This window comes from Aeromonas sp. Lyrl_2, assembly GCF_051948815.1.
Classification (GTDB): Bacteria; Pseudomonadota; Gammaproteobacteria; order Enterobacterales; family Aeromonadaceae; genus Aeromonas; species Aeromonas veronii.
In genome coordinates this window covers 151043-166285 of the sequence record NZ_JAYJLJ010000005.1, presented here as the reverse complement: position 1 = coordinate 166285, position 15243 = coordinate 151043, and the positions used below count along the sequence as shown (strand labels likewise).

Annotated in this window: 14 protein-coding genes; 1 reads left to right on the top strand and 13 read right to left on the bottom strand. The window is 61.1% G+C overall.

All coding sequences use genetic code 11. The features are described from left to right. Positions 1 to 236: 236 nt before the first annotated feature. From VF684_RS06295 to VF684_RS06235, 13 genes are all read right to left on the bottom strand, one after another. Positions 237 to 737 carry a hypothetical protein gene (locus VF684_RS06295; RefSeq protein WP_107682292.1) on the bottom strand — a complete coding sequence of 167 codons (501 nt, stop codon included), beginning with the start codon at positions 735 to 737 and terminating at the stop codon, positions 237 to 239. Positions 738 to 794: 57 nt separating this feature from the next. After that, positions 795 to 1547: a substrate-binding periplasmic protein gene (locus VF684_RS06290; protein ID WP_107682293.1), complete on the bottom strand. Its 753-nt coding sequence runs from the start codon at positions 1545 to 1547 to the stop codon at positions 795 to 797. A 104-nt stretch (positions 1548 to 1651) separates the two neighbouring features. Next, positions 1652 to 4774, bottom strand: coding sequence for an efflux RND transporter permease subunit (locus VF684_RS06285; protein ID WP_376898637.1), 3123 nt, complete (start codon positions 4772 to 4774; stop codon positions 1652 to 1654). 9 nt (positions 4775 to 4783) lie between these two features. Then, complete coding sequence (locus tag VF684_RS06280) at positions 4784 to 5983, bottom strand: efflux RND transporter periplasmic adaptor subunit (protein ID WP_139439916.1); 1200 nt, start codon at positions 5981 to 5983, stop codon at positions 4784 to 4786. 205 nt (positions 5984 to 6188) lie between these two features. Then, positions 6189 to 6941 carry an energy-coupling factor ABC transporter ATP-binding protein gene (locus VF684_RS06275; RefSeq protein ID WP_139439901.1) on the bottom strand — a complete coding sequence of 251 codons (753 nt, stop codon included), beginning with the start codon at positions 6939 to 6941 and terminating at the stop codon, positions 6189 to 6191. Beyond that, the gene (locus VF684_RS06270) at positions 6928 to 7746 is read right to left on the bottom strand and encodes an energy-coupling factor ABC transporter ATP-binding protein (RefSeq protein WP_139439900.1); all 819 of its coding nucleotides are present in this window, start codon (positions 7744 to 7746) and stop codon (positions 6928 to 6930) included. Before VF684_RS06270 ends, VF684_RS06275 begins: the two co-directional genes overlap by 14 nt. Continuing rightward, entirely contained in the window at positions 7743 to 8444 is a 702-nt protein-coding gene (locus VF684_RS06265) for an energy-coupling factor transporter transmembrane component T (RefSeq protein ID WP_107682297.1), read from the bottom strand. The genes VF684_RS06270 and VF684_RS06265 overlap by 4 nt, the downstream gene beginning before the upstream one ends. Next, complete coding sequence (locus tag VF684_RS06260) at positions 8444 to 9022, bottom strand: ECF transporter S component (protein WP_139439898.1); 579 nt, start codon at positions 9020 to 9022, stop codon at positions 8444 to 8446. Before VF684_RS06260 ends, VF684_RS06265 begins: the two co-directional genes overlap by 1 nt. A gap of 8 nt (positions 9023 to 9030) precedes the next feature. Then, positions 9031 to 9462: a PPC domain-containing DNA-binding protein gene (locus VF684_RS06255; RefSeq protein WP_108541988.1), complete on the bottom strand. Its 432-nt coding sequence runs from the start codon at positions 9460 to 9462 to the stop codon at positions 9031 to 9033. Positions 9463 to 9596: 134 nt separating this feature from the next. Then, positions 9597 to 10403, bottom strand: a complete 807-nt coding sequence (gene xthA, locus VF684_RS06250; protein ID WP_376898634.1) for an exodeoxyribonuclease III — start codon at positions 10401 to 10403, stop codon at positions 9597 to 9599. Positions 10404 to 10517: 114 nt separating this feature from the next. Beyond that, a complete protein-coding gene (locus VF684_RS06245) occupies positions 10518 to 11480 on the bottom strand; it encodes an ion channel (protein WP_069555464.1) in 963 nt (320 codons plus the stop codon). 66 nt (positions 11481 to 11546) lie between these two features. Further along, positions 11547 to 13193: a tetratricopeptide repeat-containing response regulator gene (locus VF684_RS06240; protein WP_164536450.1), complete on the bottom strand. Its 1647-nt coding sequence runs from the start codon at positions 13191 to 13193 to the stop codon at positions 11547 to 11549. Positions 13194 to 13352: 159 nt separating this feature from the next. Next, entirely contained in the window at positions 13353 to 14399 is a 1047-nt protein-coding gene (locus tag VF684_RS06235) for an FAD:protein FMN transferase (protein WP_201912274.1), read from the bottom strand. Positions 14400 to 14734: 335 nt separating this feature from the next. Between VF684_RS06235 and azu the strand changes: the two genes are divergently transcribed. Next, entirely contained in the window at positions 14735 to 15175 is a 441-nt protein-coding gene (gene azu / locus VF684_RS06230) for an azurin (protein WP_005337768.1), read from the top strand. Positions 15176 to 15243 lie beyond the last annotated feature (68 nt).

Genomic DNA, 15243 nt, shown 5'->3' with positions numbered 1-15243 from the left:
GCAGCAACCTTGGACGGTGAAAAGTGGGCTGGTGACATAATTCGTCTTCTCTTTTGCAGGCCGCCGGTCGGGTGAGGTGCAAGGCATCACCCAAGGGGCTGGCGGCAAACGGGGCGCAGCTGTATCAGTGCGCACGGCTCCCTGTGAGCGGACCGGTTTGGCCGGGGCACAGGGTCAGGCAAGGCGGCAGGAAACGGGCAAGTTAAAGCTTGCCTGTGCCGCAAGAGAAGGACTTTCTAGTGGCGTAACACCGACAGCATCAGATGTCGGCGCGGCCAGGAGGGAGGGTGAGCACCGCGCGATCGCAGGAAGGGATCCCGCAACCAGTTATCAAGCAGTGACGCTGCGACGTTGTTGCCAAGTAGCAAGGGAAAGAGCAGCAGAGCGACCAGTACCCCAAGCAGAGTCATCGCGCCGAAGGAGGGGGCATTGATGCCGGTCTGCATCTGGCACTCATCGCCCATGGCTGACCTCTCGTCTCCCTGATGGCAGGAGAGGGGCATGGCATCGCCCGGGTGATCCATCGCGGGCATTGCATGAGAGATATCGCCATCCGCCATCGCCATGGATGAATCGAACATCACCATCGATTGGGCGCTGCTTGGGGTCGGCTCGGAGGAGAGGGGAGAACCATGCCAGCTGATGCAGAGAGTCAGATTGCAGACGAGCAGCAGCGCCAGCAATAGCCGGGCCAGAGCAACAGAGGGCAATCTTGCAGCAAGCTGGGTGAGTGACAATCCGGGCATCCTTCGGGAACAAGTTGCCAAACTCTAAACCTTGCTCGCAGGAGAAGGTCAAGGCTTCTGCTGGCGCTGCTGTTGCAGGTAGAGGTCACTGTACTTTTCCAGCAACTGGTCTATCCATTGACTCATGCCGGGCGTTTGCAACATGGGCTCCAGTTGTTCGAGGGTGTCAAGATGGGGGGATTGCAGTGAAACAGAAATATAGAGCTCACCGCGCTGCAGTGGCCACTGCAGATCAGCCAGCCCGCTGTCCGGGTAATTGTCGCTCAGAAACAGGCGACCGGAAGAGCGGCCATAAGGAACGAAGTCGACCCGGTCACTGGCCAGCAGGCCAAATACCTGCTTGAGGGAGTTGACCCTGTAGATGCGGGTATTCTCTTGCAAAAAACCATCCATCTCGCTGCCAAGGCTGACGCCTATCATCATTGCGCCCCGCAGTCCGGTCAGGTCCTCCCGTCGTTGCAGCAAGCGGCTGCCGGGTTGGCGCACGAATACCGCCATGTCATTGATGGCCATGGGGGTTCGGGTAAAGCGGGAGTAGTGCGCTCTCTCTTCGTTGCGCAGCGCACAGATATTGATGTCGACCTCTCCTTTCGCCACTTTCTGCTGACAGCGGGCCCAGGGGCCCACATAGGAGAGATCCACATTGAAACCCAACCGTTGATAGAGGGTACTGACGACTTCGGCACAAACGCCGATGATCTTGCCATCGCTCAGCCAGTTCCAGGGGGGATAATCGTGATGACCACAGGCGGAGAGGGTAGTGGTCGTCAAGGTTGTCGCGAGCCAGAGCTGAGCCAGCATATCCGGATCCTGTGCAAAAAAGTCTCGATGTGTGTCATTGAAGCACACCGCAGACAAAAAAATACCCCCGCACGGGCGGGGGTAGTTTGTTATCGGTGGAACGCCTAGGTAGAGCGTTGCTGCTTGGCGCGCTTTTCCGATCCTCTCATGATGAGGCGGAAGAAGAGCGGGATAAAGAAGATGGCGATAAAGGTGGCGGCCAGCATGCCGCCGATGACCGGCCAGCCGAGGGCGTGACGGCTTGCCGCGCCGGCCCCGCTGGAGGTGACCAGCGGCACACAGCCGAGGATGAAGGCGAGCGAGGTCATCACGATGGGACGGAAACGCAGGCGCGCCGCCTCCAGTGCCGACTCGATGAGGCTCATTCCCTCTTCGTGCTTCATCACCGCGAACTCCACGATCAGGATGGCGTTCTTGGCGGCAAGGCCGACCAGGGTCACCAGCCCGATCTGGAAGTAGACGTTGTTGGTCAGCCCCACCAGCCAGGTGGCGAGCAGGGCGCCAAACAGGGCGAACGGTACCGCGGTGATCACCGCAAACGGCAGGCTCCAGCGTTCATACTGGGCGGCCAGAATGAGGAAGATCATCACGATACCGAAACCAAAGGCCATGCCTGCGCTGCCTGCGGCCGCTTTCTCCTGATAGGCAGAGCCGGTCCACTCCAGCTTGGCGTCGTTGCCAAGAGCCTCATTGGCGACCTCTTCCAGCGCGGCGATGGCTTGACCCGAGCTGTAGCCCGGGGCGGGCTGGGCCATGATCTTGGCGGCCTGGAAGATGTTGAAGCGTTCGACCAGTTCGGGGCCGGTGGCATCACGCACCGTCACCAGACTGCTGAGCGGGATCATCTCCCCCTTGTCGGAGCGGACATAGACGTTGCGGATGTCGCTCTTCTTGGCGCGATAGTCTGCCTCGGATTGCAACTGCACCCGGTAGGTACGGCCGAACTGGTTGAAGTCGTTGACATAGACCTGGCCGAAGGTGGCCTGCATGGTGTCGAACACCGCGTTGATCGGCAGCCCAAGCGCCTTGGCTTTTTCGCGATCCAGGTCGAGATAGACCTGCGGCACGTTGGCGCGGTAGGTGCTGGTGACGCTGGCAAACTCCGGGCGCGCCTTGGCCGCGTCGAGGAAGCGTTGCACTTCGCCGGAGAAGGCCTGGGCGTTGCCGGTGCCACGGTTTTGCAGATAGGCCTCAAGGCCACCTGTGGTGGACATCCCCTGAATGGGAGGCGGGTTGAAGGAGGCGACAAAGCCATCCGCCAGCCCCATCAGGCTCAAGCCCTGGAAGGTCTTGGCCAGCGAGAAGGAGTCCTGTCCGACCCCCTGACGCTCGCTCCAGTCCTTCAGGGTAATGAAGGTCATGCCGCTGTTGCTGATGATGGCATTGGAGAGAATGTCAAAGCCCGAGAAGGTGATCACATCTTTCACATGGGGGTTGGCCATGGCGATCTTGTCGAACTGATCCGCCACCGCCTGGGTCCGGCTCATCGCGGCGGCATCCGGCAGCATGACGGCGGAGATGAGGTAGCCCTGATCTTCGTTCGGTACCAGTTCGCCCGGCACTTTCAGGAAGAGGCCGTAGATGGAGAGGATCAGCACGGCGATAATGGCAAAGGCGACCCCCACCCGACGGTTGAGGAAGGCCACACCCCGCACATAGCCGCGGGTCAGCTGGTCAAATTTTTCGTTGAACCAGACGAAGAAGCGGGCCGGTTTGTGATGTCCCTCCTTGAGCAACACGGCACAGAGGGCCGGAGAGAGAGTCAGTGCCACCAGACCTGAGATGGCGACCGAGACCGCGACCGTGATGGCGAACTGTTTGTACATCACCCCCGTCATGCCGCCCATAAAGGCGACCGGCAGGAATACGGCGCAGAGCACCAGCACGATGGCGACCACCGGACCGGAGACCTCCTGCATGGCGAGGATGGCAGCCTCCTTGGCGGAGCACTTCTTCTCCTGCATGATCCGCTCGACGTTCTCGAGCACCACGATGGCGTCATCCACCACGATGCCGATGGCAAGCACCATGCCGAACAGGGTCAGCAGGTTGATGGAGAAACCGAGCACCAGCATGCCGGCGAAGGTCCCGATGAGCGACACCGGCACCGCGATACAGGGGATCAGGGTGGCGCGGAAGTTCTGCAGGAACAGATAGACCACCACGAACACCAGCACGATCGCCTCGAACAGGGTGTGTACCACCTCTTCGATGGAGATCTTCACGAACTCGGTGGTGTCGTAGGGGATCTGGTACTCGATATCCTGCGGGAAGCGCTCCTTGAGTCGCTCCATGGTGGCATGTACCGCATCGGCAACCGCGACGGCGTTGGCGCCCGGTTGCAGATAGGTGGCAATACCGATGGCCGGTTTGCCGTTGGCGCGGGCGACCAGGTCATAATCCTTGCCCCCCAGCTCGACCCGGGCGACATCGCGGACCCGGATCTTGGAGCCATCGGGCATGGAGCGGACGATGATGTTCTGGAACTCCTTCACATCCTCAAGGCGCCCCTTGGTCTGCACCGTGTAGGTGAAGTCGATGGGTGCCGTGGTGGGTTGGGCTCCGATCTTGCCCGCCGCGAACTGGGTGTTCTGTTCTCGAATGGCGCCAATCACGTCGCTCGGGGTGAGCTCGAGCTGGGCCAGTCGATCCGGCCGCAGCCAGATACGCATCGCATAGTCGGTACCGCCAAACAAGGTGGTATCACCGATGCCGGGAATCCGCTTGAGCTCGTCGATGATGTTGAGCAGGGCGTAGTTCGACAGATAGGTGGTATCAAACGAGCCGTTTGGTGACTGGAGGGTGACCACCTGCAGGATGGAGGTCGATTTCTTCTTGACTGTCACCCCCTGTTTTTTCACCTCTTCCGGCAGCTGGGCCATGGCGGCCGAGACCCGGTTGTTGACGTTGATGGTGGCCTGATCCGGATCTGTGCCGATCTCGAAGTAGACGTTGAGGTTCATCTGGCCGTTGGAGGCTGACCCCGATTGCATGTAGATCATCCGCTCGACGCCGTTGATCTGCTGCTCTAGCGGCGCTGCCACGGTCTGGGAGATCACCTCTGGGGTTGCGCCCGGATAAAACGCCGTGACCGAGACCACAGGCGGGGTGATCTGGGGATATTGCTCGATGGGGAGCGCCCGCATCGCCGCCAAACCGCCCAGCACGATAATGATCGAAATCACGCTGGCGAAGATGGGGCGTTCTATGAAGAACTTGGAAAACATACGGGCTCCTTACTTGGCCGCAGACTGGCTGACCACCTTGCCGGTGATCGCCTTCATCTCGTCGGCAGAGACAGGTTTTACCACGGCGCCGGGGCGAGCCTTCATCAAGCCTTCGACGATATAGCGCTCACCAGCCTGCAGGCCGCTCTCGATCAGCACGCCGGAGTCGACTGCCGCGCCCAGGGTCACCGGACGGGGCACCACCTTGTTGTCGGCATCGACCACCATCACCATGCGGTCAGCCTGGGACTGGACGATGGCGCGCGGCGGCACCACGATGGCGTTTTTGCGCAGGCCCAGATCGATGGTCATGCGGACAAACTGGCCGGGCAGTAGTACGCCGTCCTTGTTGTCGAAGATGGCACGGGCACGGATGGTGCCGGTCTGGGGATCGACCCGGTTGTCGGAGAAGTTGAGCTTGCCCGCCTCCGGGTAGAGGGAGCCATCGGCCAGACGGATATGGGTGCGCCAGGTGGTGGCATCCTTCGCCTCAATCACCCCTTTCTTTACCGAGTTTTCGAAGTTGAGGCGATCCTGCTCCGAGTAGGAGAAGTTGACGTAGAGCGGATCAAACTGGGTGATGGTAGTGAGCAGGCCGTTGTCGCCGCTGGTGGAGATAAGGCTCCCCTCGGACTGGGAGCTCTTGCTCGCCATGCCGTTGATGGGGGCGGTCACCTGGGTGTAGCTGAGGTTGAGCTCCGCCTCTTTCACCTTGGCCTGAGCGGCCTGATGGCTGGCGATGGCCGCTTCATAGTTGGCGATGGTGTCGTCATAGTCCTTGCGACTCACCACCTGACGCTTGAAGAGGGGAATGATGCGATCCCGATCGGCACGGGCCTTGTTTAGACGGGCCTGCTCCTGAGCCAAAGTCCCTTTGGCCTGCTCCAGCGCCACCTTGTAGGGCTCAGGGTCAATCAAAAACAGCTCCTGACCGGCGTTAACCGGCTGGCCTTCCACATAAGTGCGCTTGAGCAGGATGCCACTGACCCGGGAGCGCACATCGATCTCGCGAAAACCGGCGGTCTCTCCCACCATCTCGGTGGTGAGCGGCACATCGGTCAGCTTGACCTCGGCGACCACCACAGGGACGGCGGGCATGCTCTGTGCCGTCTGGGTCGTCTCGCCGCCACAGGCGCTCAGACCACTGATCAGCGCCAGGGTCAGCAAGCTGCGTTTGTAAACCTCTCTTCCGGCATTGGGCACCTTCATCATCACACTCCTGTTGGATCGATTTCGGCTGCTGCGTTCAGCATGTTTCTCCATATACATCATTAACTTCATGATTAAAAAAACAACTTATTTATGATTGGAATGGGAGATGATAGGGCGGCAACCTTGAACACAACCTTCTCAAAGTGGCAATTAGGGTTGCCGATTGACGAAAAAAGTCTGACTTTTCCGATTTGGGCGGGACTCATCGGGAATGTTCAGCCCGGGCCATGGCAGCCAACAGCAAGGCACTGCTCTTCTCGTCTTGGTGATAGCCATTGAGGGCAGAAAGTCGCTCGCAGGTGTGGCCGTGGCCAACCAGACGCCCTGCTTTCAGCTCGATCAGGGTAGTGAAGTTGCGTCTGACAAATTCGGCGTCGTGACTGATGGCCACTATGGTGGTGCCCTTCGCTCGCTCGCTGGCCAGCCAGCGTTCCAGAATGGCCAGCCAGCGGGGATCGAAATCCCGGCTCGGTTCGTCGAGCAGCAGCAAGGCGGGCTGCATGGCATGGAGGCAGGCCACCGCCACCATACGCCGCTGACCGGTATCGAGATCGAGTGGATGGGAGGCCGCCCACTTTGTCAGCTCGCACTCTTCCAGAGCTGTGGCGACCCGCAGCCGGATCTCCTCGCGCGGCAGTTTCTGCAGGCGCAGGCCAAAGGCGATTTCATCCTCGACCCGACTGTGAAACAGCTGACGCTCAGACTCCTGAAACAGAAAGCCGATTTGACTGGCACGGGCCAGTGCCCGCAGCTTGCAGAGCGCCTGCTGTTGCCAGCTAACCGTGCCCGAGGTGGGGGCCAGCAGACCCGCCGCCAGTCGCAGCAGGGTTGACTTGCCTGCGCCGTTATCCCCGACGATGGCGACCTGCTCCCCACTGGCAATCTGCAATGTGATGTCGTGCAGGCAGGGATTGTCCGGTGCCCATGAGAAGCAGAGGTGGTCAAAGCTCAGCATAAAACTCCCGCAACATGGCCAAGGGGTAGGGGTGATGGCGCGGGTCGCGCACCTGTAGCGTCTCGCGCAGGGAGTCCGGCAGGATCACCCGTCCGGGCAAATGGGGCAGCACCTCGCCCAGCTCACCGCAGGCCAGTTGGCGGCCATGGTCGAGCAGCAGGAATCGCTCGCAGAAGTGAGCGGCCGGAAAAAGCCGCTGTTCCAGCAAGATGACGCTGCAGCCGCTTTCCTCGCTGTAGCGGCGGATCTGGCGCAGCATGGTTTGGGTTGCCGCCGGGGTCAGACGGCTAAAGGCCTGATCGAGGATCAACAGCTTGGGATCCATCGCCAGGGCACAGGCCAGCACCACGCGCTGTGCCTCTCCTCCCGACAGGTCGAGGGGATGGCGGGCTGTCAGCGCCTCGCAGTGACAGAGCACCATGGCATCGGATACCCGCCGGCTGACCTCATCGGGCTGCAACCCGAGATTGGCCGGGCCAAAGGCCACCTCATCGGCGACCGAAAAGCAGCAGCCGGATAATTGCAGGTAGGGAGATTGCTGTACCCACTGACGCACAGCCGCATGGTGATTGAGCTGGCCGCTATCATGGGGCTGCCCGAGAATGACGCCCTCTCCCGTCAGCGTGTCGAGGTGCAGCTGGGACCAGCCTCCCGCCAGCAGCTGGGCCAGCAGGGATTTGCCTGCTCCATTGCCACCCAGGATGGCCAGCCATTCGCCCTCTTTCAGCTCGATATCGAGTGGGCCCAGTTGAAAGTGGTCAGGGTGGGCCGTATGGCCGATGGCCAACCCTTGCAGCGAGATCATGGCCACCACCTCCAGACAATCTCCAGCACTACCAGCAACAGCAGCAGATAGCGCAGTAGCGGCTCATAACGTTGCTGCGGGATCTCCGTCATGCGGGTGCGAGTTGGCTGGCTGCGAAAGCCGCGCAGATCCAGCGCCATGCTGCGGGTGGCCAGCTCGCTCAATGCCTGTCCGACCAGCGGCGAGAGCAGCGGGAGCGTGGCCTTGAGCCGGGACAGCGGATTGCCGTCAAAGGGCACGCCGCGGGCTAGCTGGGCCTCCCTGATAGCGCGCAGCTGGTGGCCAAGCTGCTCCTTGAGCAGCAGCGGGCCGCAGCAGAGGTAGGAGAGGGCGATGGGCAGCCGGCTGGCAAAGAGCGCATGAACAAACCGCTCGGTCGAGACCGCCCAGAGCCAGAGTTGGGCGCTGGCCAGACAGGCGAGCAGCCGGCACCAGAAGGGCAGAATGGGAAACGCTTCGCTGGCTGGAACCGCTGGCATGCCGAGCAGGATCCGCAACCAGGGGCCGTGCACCAGATAGAGCCCCAGCCCCAGCGGCAGCATTACCGCCAGCACCAGCTTGAGCCGGGCGCGGGCACCCGGCAGCAGCACCAGAACAAGTAGCGGCAGCAGGCTCCAGCCCCAGAGCCAGGGGGGCGGCAGCACGCTGGCCGTGACCGAAAACCAGAGCCAGAGTGCGAGGGAGGTAAACGGGTGCATCAGCGCACGGCGGCCATCTGCGGGAAGTGGCGCAGGGTGCGCTGCGGCAGGCGGCGTACCAGACCCCAGGCGATCAGCACGGTCAGCAGTTTATCCAGCAGGTTGGTACCCAGCACGGTGACGGCGACCGACTCCTGCAGATCGCTCCCCATGGCGTGCAGGTAGGCAACCACGAAATCAGCACCGCTGCCGGTGGCGCCACCAAACAGGTAGGAGCGGATAGGAATGGCCACCAGGGTGAGCGCCAGGGTGATCACCACGCTGCTCACTACCACCTTGGGCAGATTGTTGAACCAGCCGGCCCGTGCCAGCAGACCGGCACTGAGGCCAATCATCATGGCGACCGGGGCAAAGGCCGTGGCGATGGGGCCGGTGAGCAGTCCCCACAGCAGGTTGGTGAGCAGACCGGTGGCGACTGCCATCCAGGGGCCCGCCAGAATGGCGCAGAGCACAGTCCCGATGGAGTCGAGGAAGATGGGCAGCTTGAGCATGGAAGCGGCCTGTCCCGCCACCATGTTGATGGCGATGCAGATGACCATAAAAGCTAGGTTGTAGCTGGAGAGTTTACTGACGGACATAGTGATCCTCACAAGGTTCTGGGGGTAATGAGCAGCTCTTCATAACCGGATTGGGGGCAGGGGGCACGGCCAAAACGGTACGCCTCCAGCTCTCCGACTACCAGTTCGAGGGTGGTGCGCACCCGGCAACCGGGCAGCACGTGGCCGCCGCGCATCAATCCCTGTTTGTCAGAGATGGAGAGATGCAGGTGTTCGCACTCCGGATCCAGGGTGCCGCCAAGGGCGATCACCTCGAAGGCCCCCTCCAGCAGGGTGCCATCGGGCTGGGCGGCATAGCGCAGGTTGGCGTGGGTCAGGCTGCCGACCGCCCCGGTGATCCAGGCCGCCTGCAGGCCGTGTCGGGCCATTTGGGTGCGCAATCCGGCGATAAGATCCTCCCCCGGCAGCAGGCGCAGGGCCAGAAAACGGGCGGGGGAGAGAGGAAGGTGAGTTGGGGTCACTGCTGGCACTCCTTGCTGCAAAAAGAAGGTGCCCTGAGGCACCTTGTCTGGATAGGCTGTTTACGCCCTTTTATCGCAGGCAACCGCGAGCCACTTCACAGATTGGCGATATCATTGCGGCATCCGGCGCTACATCAGGCGAAGCAGGCCCAGATGGGGGCGTGGTCGGAGGGTTTCTCGATGCCGCGCAGCTCGTAGTCGATACCGGTCTCGGTCACCTTGTCCTTGAGGGCGTCGGAGGCCATGATGAGGTCGATGCGCAGGCCGCGGTTCTCGTCAAAGCCCTTGGAGCGGTAGTCAAACCAGGAGAAACGCTCGCACTCGGTGGGGTTGGTGGCGCGGAAGGTGTCGGTGAGGCCAAACCCTTTCAGCCGCTCCATCCATTCGCGCTCGATGGGCAGGAAGGAGCACTTGCCATCCCGCAGCCAGCGTTTGCGGTTCGCCTCGCCGATGCCGATGTCGAGATCGGTGGGGGAGATATTCATATCCCCGATCAGCACCAGCTGCTCGTCCGGGGTGTGGTTGGTCTCGAGGTAGTGCTGCAGATCCTCGTAGAACTTCTGCTTGGCCGGGAACTTGGTCTCGTGATCCTGACTTTCACCCTGCGGGAAGTAGCCGTTCATCACCTTGATGAGAGAGCCGTCTTCACGTTCGAAGGTGGCCATGATCATCCGGCGCTGGGCCTCTTCATTATCGGTGGGGAAGCCTTTCTCCACCTTGACCGGCTTCTGCTTGCTCATGATGGCCACCCCGTAGTGGGCCTTCTGGCCGTGAAACTCCACGTGATAGCCCATGGCCTCCACATCGGCCAGCGGGAAGGCTTCATCGTGCACCTTGATCTCTTGCAGGCCGATTACATCGGGTTGGTGCTTGTCGATGATGGCTTGCAGCTGGTGCAGACGGGCGCGCAGGCCGTTGATATTGAAAGAGATGATCTTCATGTCCGGGATGCTCATGTCATTTTTATAAGTGGCTATTGGACTAGGAATCGGCGGTGGATGCAAGTTTGGCGCGGGCCTGCGTCAGTGGCAGGCACCGCGGGGTGGGCAGAGGTGTCAGCGGGTCATCTTTTTGACGAATACCACCACAAACAGCGCCAGCGTAAAGCTGCCGGTGAAGGCCTCGAAGGCGGCGAAGATCCTGGAGAGACCGACCGGAGTGAAGTCGCCGTACCCCAATGTGGTGAAGGTGACCACGCTGTAGTAGAGGCATTCGAGCAGGAAGATGGCATTTTGCTCGAGAGGGGCACCGGGCTGGTAGATGAGGTGCTCGCCCTGAAAATGCAGTCCGCAGAAGAAGTAAAAAATGCTGCAGATAAAGATGAGCAGCAACGAGAAGAGCACCACCCGCATCGGGGCCTCGCCATAGCCGCAGAAGAGATCGACCACCCAGGAGGTAAAACGCTGGGTCGACCAGAACGGCAGTTGCAGGCGGCGCATGGTGAGCTCCTGCTGGATATAGTTGCCGGACATGGTGAAGATCCCCTGCGCCTCGGAGGCTTTGCGCAGATCCCGGTAGGTCTCTTCCGCCTCCTTGAACCAGATTCGCGCCTGTTTGGGATCCCGTTCGCGGCGCCCCTTGCGATCCTGCATCACCCGTTTGCCGGTCTGCATGTTGTCGAGCCGGGTGTTGTGCCAGCGGATGCCGAGCAGGTTGACGTCATCGAGGGTAGCGCACTGGAGGTTGGCATCACTGAGATCGGCTTTCATCAGGCTGCCGCCCTTCATGCGCAGGCCGTAGAGGTGACCACCGCGCAGGTTGGCGCGATAGAGGTTGCACTGCTCCAGCAAAAATCCCTGATCGGACTCCTTGTTGACCAGATTGAGGCCCGCCAGATTGGCCCGTGACAGCTGCAGGCCGTGGCAGAGTCCGCCAGCGCGAACGTACTGTTCAAGCGCCTCGGCGCTGCGGGCTTCCTGATGGGTATGGTGGGGATCATGCCAGTGGCAGAGATCGTGCTCGCCAGCCTCTTCACTGCAGTGGCGGCCATCGGCCACCAGATAACGACACATCGCCATCTTCGTTTCCCTCGCATTGCCGAACTGGTTTCAGCATAGGCGGGGAAAGGGGGGCGCGGCGGCGTCTTAGCTGAACTGGTTGAACTCCTGACGCAGCTTGCGAAAACGCTCCTGCTGGGCCGGGTTGAGGGGGATACCGTCGAGCACGTCCAGGGTGTCCTTGCACTCGGCACCAAATTCCGGACTCTTGCGGTTTTTCTGCATCAGTTGCAGCAGCACCTGGATCTTGTTGAGAGCCGCACCGGTATTGGCGGGGGCGCGGCGCAGGGCCTCGCGGAAATGGCCTAGGGCCTGCTCCAGCTCGCCGCTCTGATAGGCCTTGATCCCCAGATCGTTGAGCTGCTGGTAGCGCTGACGCCGCTCCAGCACCGTCTTGTCATCCCGGGTTGCCTGAATGCAGGTGGTGAGCAGCCGATCTTCGTCCTCCGCCAGCAGCCCTTGCAGGCTTTCGGCATATTCGAACTCGCCGAGCTGATAGAGGGCTAGGATGGTTTCGCCAAGCAGGGCGGGGGGCATGGTGGCAGGCTCATCGAGCCAGTTCTGGTTGGCGCGATAGAGCATCTTCTTGCCCTTGAGCAGCTCCCCCAGCGCAATCTGCACCCGGGCCTGACAGATCTGCTCGAATACCGGGTAGTTGAACTCCGACATCATCAGCGAATCGCGGATGCGCGACAGGGCTGAATTGACCTGCTTTTGCAGGTTGGCGATGTGGTAGCTGTCGTTGCTATTGAGGGCGTAGAGGGTCAGGGTCTGGATATAGGCCCCCAGATAATGGGGCGTGCGGTGAATGGAGTTGCGCGACAGGTCGATCAGCGACATCAGCACATCCTTGGCCTGGGCGTAGTCGTGGCGCTGCAGGCACACCTCCGCCAGCCGGCGGGAGAGTTGCACCGACTGGGGGGAGATATCCACCGCCCGTCTGAGCTCCTGCTGCGCCTGCTCGTCATTGCCAAGGGCCAGCAGGGATTCTGCCAGCCAGAGGTGGGCCTCCACCATCAGCGGGGTATTTTTGAGGGTCGCCTGCAGATGGCTGACCGCCTCTTCGTGGAGCCCCAGGGTGTTGCAGGCCTTGCCCAGCGTCAGGCGGGCCCAGCTGTTCTCCTGCCCGGCCAGCAGCTGGCGCATTAAAGAGCGCGCCTCCTGCGCCTGACCCAGCTTGAGGTGGGTATCGGCCTGCAGGCAGCGGCAGTAGTTGGCAAAACGGGGCACCGCATCGGCCCGCTCGGCACAGGCGGTAATGAGGGCTGCCAGATTGTCATCAGCCAGCGCGGTAAAGACGCTGGCCAGGGCGTTGCGCCGGGCGAGGGCACGCTTCAAGCGAAACGAGAACTGCTCCTGAGAGAAGGGCTTCATCAGGTATTCGTCGGGCTCGGCTTCCAGTGCGCTCAGTACCATGGCGCGGGAGCTGTCGCCACTCACCATGATCACCACGCTTTGGGGCGGGATCAGGTCTTTGTCGCGCAGGCTCTCGAGCAACTGGCGGCCATTCTCGCCAACCCCGAGATCGTAATCGATGAGATAGATGTCGAAACTGCCCTTCTGGCAGCGGCGCCGCGCATCCTCGGCGGTATTGGAGTAGGTAATGTTGCTGATACCCAGATTGAGCAGCATCGCCTTCATCATCACCTGAAACGAGCGCTGCTCATTGACCATCAGAATGCGTTGTGGCTTGGCTGGGCTCTTTTTTTCTGGCTCTTGTTCAGGTGTGTGCATCTGTCTGGGTCGAGGCGCTGCGGGCTGATGGGAGAAAGTGTGCCACCAAAGCGCCCGAAGAGGCAATTGGCCAAGTTGTCGATTGCGAACCATCTCCGTTTGTCCGCCTTTTGCCCGCGATGAGTGAAAGAAAAAGGCCCTATTGCCAGGGCCTTGAACTCACCGTTTTTTCTCTGCCAGATAGGGAGCAAATTGCGGCGTGTACTCGGCCTTGAACCCCTGTTCGGTCTTGATGATGAGATAGACCGCCAGCTGGTGCTGTTTGGCAAATGCCATCCCCGCTTCAGGCCCCATCACCATCAGCGCGGTATCGAGGGCATCGGCCTCCAGTGCGGTCGGGGTGATGACGCTGGCGGAGACCAGCTTGTGGGTGACCGGCTGGCCGGTGGCGGGGTCGATGATATGGGAGTAACGCTGGCCATCCAGCTCGTAGTAGTTGCGATAGCTGCCCGCGGTGCTGAGCGCCATGCCGTTGGGGATGACGATATCGGAAAACGCCCCCGGCTGATCGGAGGGTTCGACGATGGCCACTTTCCATGGCGAGCTCTTGCTGTTGTTGCCCTTACTGCGCACCGCACCGGCCACTTCGATCAGGTAGTTGTGTACCCCCTTGCCTTCGAGCAGGGCGGCGATTTCATCCGATGCCGCCCCTTCGCCGAGAGTAGAGAGGTCGAGATAGAGATCCGGGATCGTTTTTTCGAGCAGGAAGTGATCACCCTGCGAGGTCAGGGTCAGCTTGTCGATCCCCACCTTGTGGCGGGCGGCGGCGATGGCCGCCTCATCGGGCCGCTTGACCGGCCGTTTGTCCGGGCCAAAGCCCCACAGATTGACCAGAGGCCCCACGGTCACATCCAGCTTGCCGTCGGTCAGCTTACCGGCATCCATCCCCTGCTGGACTATGATGGCCATGGCCGGCGGGATGGCAAACGGGGTGTTGGCGGGCCCTTGATTGAAACGGGAGATGAGCGAGCCCGGATCGTAGGTGGAGATCTCCTTGTTCATCCGGGCCAGCAGGCTCTCTACGTCGCTTTTGAGGGAGGGCTCCCCACCGGGATAGCTATCGCTCAGGGTCACCACATAGTAGGTGCCCATGGTCTTGCCCTGAATACGGGTCTGGGCAGGCGGGGTGGGCTGGCAGCCGGCCAGCGCCAGCAGCAGGGTCAGCAGCAGGCCGCGCAGGGCTGCCACAGGGGTTATTGCATTCATCCGGCGCTCTCATCTGGAGAAGGTTCATATCGGGGCGCTAGCTTAGCCAAGGGGCGCCCGCCGGGCGAGCCCTGATAGGGGCAATCGGAGGGAAAAGAGCAGAAAAAATTAAACAGTTTTGAACCTGTGGCGGGAGCGGGTCGTATCGTCCATCCGTGAGGGAGATAGTGGCGAGTAGAGCACCGTCTGGTGACCTGGCCCGCAGCTTTGGCCAAAAGCCATAGCCGATTGAAGACAATTGAGTAAAATGAAGGTCGATTTAGACGGCATCTTTGCGAAGCGTTCACCGTATCCGCCAAGTCGTTGCCATCCATTGCCAATCAAAGGAGAAGATGATGAAAAAGGCGATTACCCTGCTGTTTCTGAGTACCCTGGCTGCCCCCGTGCTGGCGGATGAGTGTGCACTGGTCATCGAAGGCAATGATGCCATGCAGTACAACCTCAAAGAGATGAGCGTGCCGGCCACCTGCAAGGAGGTGACGGTCACCCTGAACCATACCGGCAAGCTGCCCGTGACCGCCATGGGTCACAACTGGGTGCTGGCCAGCACCGCCGACTATCAGACCGTGGCAACTGCCGGGATGAGCGCCGGGGCCGAGAACGGCTATCTGCCCAAGGATGATCCCCGTGTGCTGGCTCACACCAAGCTGATCGGCGGCGGCGAGAGTAGCAGCGTCACTTTCAAGACCGACGGTCTGGCGGGCAAGGATCTCACCTTCTTCTGCTCCTTCCCCGGCCACTTCGCCATGATGAAGGGCTCCTTCAAGGTCAACTAAGGCGGTTACCGGCATCGAGCCGGTCGCCTGAATAGAAAAAGCCGGGATTGCCCGGCTTTTTCATCTCT

What these genes read in the sequence shown, in the direction of transcription:
- VF684_RS06240 (WP_164536450.1), bottom strand. Translation starts at nt 13,193, where the DNA reads ATGCACACACCTGAACAAGAGCCAGAAAAAAAGAGCCCAGCCAAGCCA.
- VF684_RS06245 (WP_069555464.1), bottom strand. Translation starts at nt 11,480, where the DNA reads ATGGCGATGTGTCGTTATCTGGTGGCCGATGGCCGCCACTGCAGTGAA.
- VF684_RS06290 (WP_107682293.1), bottom strand. Translation starts at nt 1,547, where the DNA reads ATGCTGGCTCAGCTCTGGCTCGCGACAACCTTGACGACCACTACCCTC.
- VF684_RS06280 (WP_139439916.1), bottom strand. Translation starts at nt 5,983, where the DNA reads ATGAAGGTGCCCAATGCCGGAAGAGAGGTTTACAAACGCAGCTTGCTG.
- VF684_RS06275 (WP_139439901.1), bottom strand. Translation starts at nt 6,941, where the DNA reads ATGCTGAGCTTTGACCACCTCTGCTTCTCATGGGCACCGGACAATCCC.
- VF684_RS06285 (WP_376898637.1), bottom strand. Translation starts at nt 4,774, where the DNA reads ATGTTTTCCAAGTTCTTCATAGAACGCCCCATCTTCGCCAGCGTGATT.
- VF684_RS06260 (WP_139439898.1), bottom strand. Translation starts at nt 9,022, where the DNA reads ATGTCCGTCAGTAAACTCTCCAGCTACAACCTAGCTTTTATGGTCATC.
- VF684_RS06265 (WP_107682297.1), bottom strand. Translation starts at nt 8,444, where the DNA reads ATGCACCCGTTTACCTCCCTCGCACTCTGGCTCTGGTTTTCGGTCACG.
- xthA (WP_376898634.1), bottom strand. Translation starts at nt 10,403, where the DNA reads ATGAAGATCATCTCTTTCAATATCAACGGCCTGCGCGCCCGTCTGCAC.
- VF684_RS06270 (WP_139439900.1), bottom strand. Translation starts at nt 7,746, where the DNA reads ATGATCTCGCTGCAAGGGTTGGCCATCGGCCATACGGCCCACCCTGAC.
- azu (WP_005337768.1), top strand. Translation starts at nt 14,735, where the DNA reads ATGAAAAAGGCGATTACCCTGCTGTTTCTGAGTACCCTGGCTGCCCCC.
- VF684_RS06235 (WP_201912274.1), bottom strand. Translation starts at nt 14,399, where the DNA reads ATGAATGCAATAACCCCTGTGGCAGCCCTGCGCGGCCTGCTGCTGACC.